We start from the raw sequence: 3,200 nt of genomic DNA on the forward strand, positions 1-3,200 counted from the left end.
AAAAAGGCGGGGGTTTGGCGCGCAGGCGAGGCGGGGAATCAAGCGCGCGCTTTGGGCTCACCAGACGGGTTATGACGAATTTGCACCAAAGAGGTGCAATAATGATTTTAGCTGTGGAAAAGTGCTCAAAACGGCGTATGGAGCGTTTGGTGAGGGGTAAAAATCATGCTTTTTTGAGATTTGCGTGACGGGAGTTGAGTTTGGTGTTTTTTGGCGTTAATGAGATTCATTCTTGCTAAAAAACCTTTGATGAAGGATTTTGAAAGAGATTCAACAACTATGCACAAGGCTGACATTGCCCCCCCCCTGAGCAATTAGCGATAATGGCGCCGAGTCTAACTCCCTGTGGGGGAGAATTTATGTTTACCTGTCCTCATTGCGGGCATGCCGCACACACACGTACAAGCCGCCGCCTCAGTGATTTCACTGTGCGACAGTACCATCAGTGCCAGAACCTTGAATGTAGTGCAGCGTTTACCACGCTTAACGCTTACGAGGGACTTATTCCCCAACGAAGGCGTAAGGATATTGCCGCTGGCGAGGCGCCACAGAAAGCAGCTGCGCCAGACAAGCCCGGAGGCGGGAGAGCCTTCAGGCCCGGTGCCGACCCTGAGGCGATCCCTTAATCCTCGACAGCAAATCTTCAGCGACCCGCTCACGTTCAGATGCCCCGTAAGGGGTCGCTGCGTGAGCGTTCTTCAGTCCCATGCGAATCAGTTCAATCAGGCAGGCGGAATAGCTGATAGCACCCGCTGCTGACGCGTGGCAGATTTCCTGATCGATCTCATTCGGGATGCGCAGGGCGCGCAGTGTGGATTTTTTATTTCTGGCTGGGCTTTTCATCGCATTTGCTCCGGGCTGGTGAAAGCGCATTATCCGTTACCCTGTTTTTACTGTTATACAGTTTTTGTTGTCCCCGTCTCCTGACAACTTTTATGACGCGACACGGCTGCGGCGACTGGTGAAAGATAACCGCGAAACCTCACGCTGACAGGCGTGCAGTGAAACTGTTATACATCAGGAGATCAGAGCATGAGCATTGACAAGAAAATCACCGCGCTGGCGGAAAATATTGATGAAAAGCGAGCCTATTTCGAAGGCTGCTACGCCGTACTCGCTGAAAAACAAACCACGCTGAAAAACCTGCTGGCTACCCGTGAGAGCCTGAAAGAAGAGGCTCATCACCAGTCGGACGAGTGGGAGCGTAACCTCCTGGCGTCTGGTGGCGTTGAAACGGAGGCATCCGATACCACCACGTTCCTTTCCGGGATGGCGATGCAAAAGCTGGAGCGCATTAACCCGCTGATTGAGAAGGCGCAGGCTGAGGTAATTACCGCCCGGTTTGATGCTGGGCAAGCCGCGCTTGAATATATCAACCAGCATAAGGAGCTGCGCGCTCTGGTTATTGAGCCTGAGTGTCGGGCGTTACTGGGTAGCCTGCGGCCTTTGCTGGAAATTGCCTGGGGGCTTCATTGCATGACGCAGGGCATGGACTATGAGTTTGATAACATGCTGAAAGACGTGCTCAATGACGTCAAAAAAAACGACAATTCACACCCTGCCGAACAGCATCTTCAGTCCGCCTCCGGGGATGCCGAAACGCCACTTTCGTTGTTCCCCGGCCCGGTACCCTCAGTGATGAAAGAGGTTATTCGCCGGTCGCCTTCCGCCGCGCAAATGGCTATGGCGCGTACCAGCCCGCAGAAAATGCAGGCGCTGGCCGATGGCCGCGAGCCGTGTAAAGGTCTGAGCCAAGGGGGAGCTTAACCATGAATCCACTCGATCGCGCCCGTGCGCTCTTTTACAAAAATATCGAGGCGATGAAAACCGCTTCCCCGGTCATTCGGGCCGAACTGGAACGGGAGAACAAGAAGCTGGGAGAGGAGATTTCCAGGCTGGCCAACGACGCAGAGTTTCAGGCCCGTAATGAGGGCAACAGCAGCAATGCCTCCCCGCATTTTTTCTCCGCCAGTGCGCCTGGGCGACCGACTCCGCCGGCCGCTGTCATTCCGGGCGATCAGGATCAGCGCTCAATGTTGACGGTGATTGGTAATATTCTGACGGCGGTGAGCCGGGATGATGCCGTACAGCTTGGCTCCGTTCCGGGTAAAGAGGCCATTGCCATCTACAGCGAGGTCACGCCCACCCCGGCGCTGACGGGTGAGCTGGGGGCCAGCCACAGTACGGATTTTCTGACAAAAATTAATGTCCTCCCCGTTACTAATCAGGAAGGGGAGCGGGTTCTTGTCGGCACTGGCGGCCCTCTGGCTCATATCAATAATTCAGGGCGCCGCAATCCGCAGAATGCGGCATCACTCGCGCCGCATCGCTACCAGTGCAGAAAGGTGAATCTCGACGTCAGCATTCCTTATGCCGACCTTGAATCATGGGCGACGGTTGAAAACTACCCCGAACTGGTAAAGGCGGCCATTGACCGCCAGAGAGCGCTGGATCGCCTTCTGGTTGGTTTTAATGGCACCCATTACGCCGATCCCTCCGACGCAAGCGCTTATCCTAAGCGCCAGGATTGCGGGTTCGGCTGGCTGGAAAAATACCGACAGGAAGCCCCTCAACGAGTTATCAGCGGCCTCTCGGTTGCTGGCCGCGATGAGAGCAACAAAATCATTGAGTCAGGGGATTACGGCACCGTTGACGCCCTTGTGCTGGATGGCTGGCAGTCAGCGATAGCGGAGCAGTACAGGAACGGTCTGGTGTCAATTTGTAGCGCTGAGACGCTGTTTCGGAAGGAGTGGCCTTTTGTACGCCACCTCTCACCAGACCGGCCAAACTACGAGCGGCTGATCAATGACATTATGCTCAAGAACCCCACCATTGGCGGGCTTCCGGCCATTGTGGTGCCTTTCTTTCCCGACGATGCGGTATGGGTTACGACCCTGAGCAATATCTCGCTGTACTGGCAAAAGAACGGCGTCAGGAAGCAGGCGAAAGACGAGCCGGAATATAACCGCCTGGCGATATATGAATCGCGCAATGATGCCTACATGGTGGAAAACTACGAGGCAGGATGCCTGATTGACGGTATCGACTGGCGCTGATGGTATGCGAATGTTCTGCTTGATTGCCGATTATTACCGGTGAAAGGTAGCCTACAGGAAGCCTGGGAAACAACAAAGGGTTACGATTTTCATCGTAACCCTTTGTTTTATTTGGTGGCCCCTGCTGGACTTGAACCAGCGACC

General features: G+C 54.6%; 3 protein-coding genes and 1 pseudogene. 3 read left to right on the forward strand and 1 reads right to left on the reverse strand.

Translation table 11 applies throughout. From position 1 onward, the window contains the following. Window positions 1-359: 359 nt before the first annotated feature. A pseudogene (locus FDX01_RS24110) lies at window positions 360-515 on the forward strand (ogr/Delta-like zinc finger family protein); the annotation flags it as partial. Between the two features lie 76 nt (window positions 516-591). Here the strand turns inward: FDX01_RS24110 and FDX01_RS21595 are convergent. Further along, window positions 592-843: a hypothetical protein gene (locus tag FDX01_RS21595; protein WP_137400441.1), complete on the reverse strand. Its 252-nt coding sequence runs from the start codon at window positions 841-843 to the stop codon at window positions 592-594. Window positions 844-1,032: 189 nt separating this feature from the next. Between FDX01_RS21595 and FDX01_RS21600 the strand changes: the two genes are divergently transcribed. Together FDX01_RS21600 and FDX01_RS21605 are read left to right on the forward strand one after the other, a co-directional pair. Further along, window positions 1,033-1,767, forward strand: a complete 735-nt coding sequence (locus FDX01_RS21600; protein WP_137400442.1) for a hypothetical protein — start codon at window positions 1,033-1,035, stop codon at window positions 1,765-1,767. A gap of 2 nt (window positions 1,768-1,769) precedes the next feature. After that, a complete protein-coding gene (locus tag FDX01_RS21605) occupies window positions 1,770-3,056 on the forward strand; it encodes a P2 family phage major capsid protein (protein WP_137400443.1) in 1,287 nt (428 codons plus the stop codon). Window positions 3,057-3,200: the final 144 nt, after the last annotated feature.

The organism is Citrobacter sp. wls613 (assembly GCF_005281195.1).
GTDB lineage: Bacteria > Pseudomonadota > Gammaproteobacteria > Enterobacterales > Enterobacteriaceae > Citrobacter > Citrobacter gillenii.

Coding starts and splice junctions, on each gene's coding strand:
- FDX01_RS21595 (WP_137400441.1), bottom strand. CDS start 843: ATGAAAAGCCCAGCCAGAAATAAAAAATCCACACTGCGCGCCCTGCGC.
- FDX01_RS21605 (WP_137400443.1), top strand. CDS start 1,770: ATGAATCCACTCGATCGCGCCCGTGCGCTCTTTTACAAAAATATCGAG.
- FDX01_RS21600 (WP_137400442.1), top strand. CDS start 1,033: ATGAGCATTGACAAGAAAATCACCGCGCTGGCGGAAAATATTGATGAA.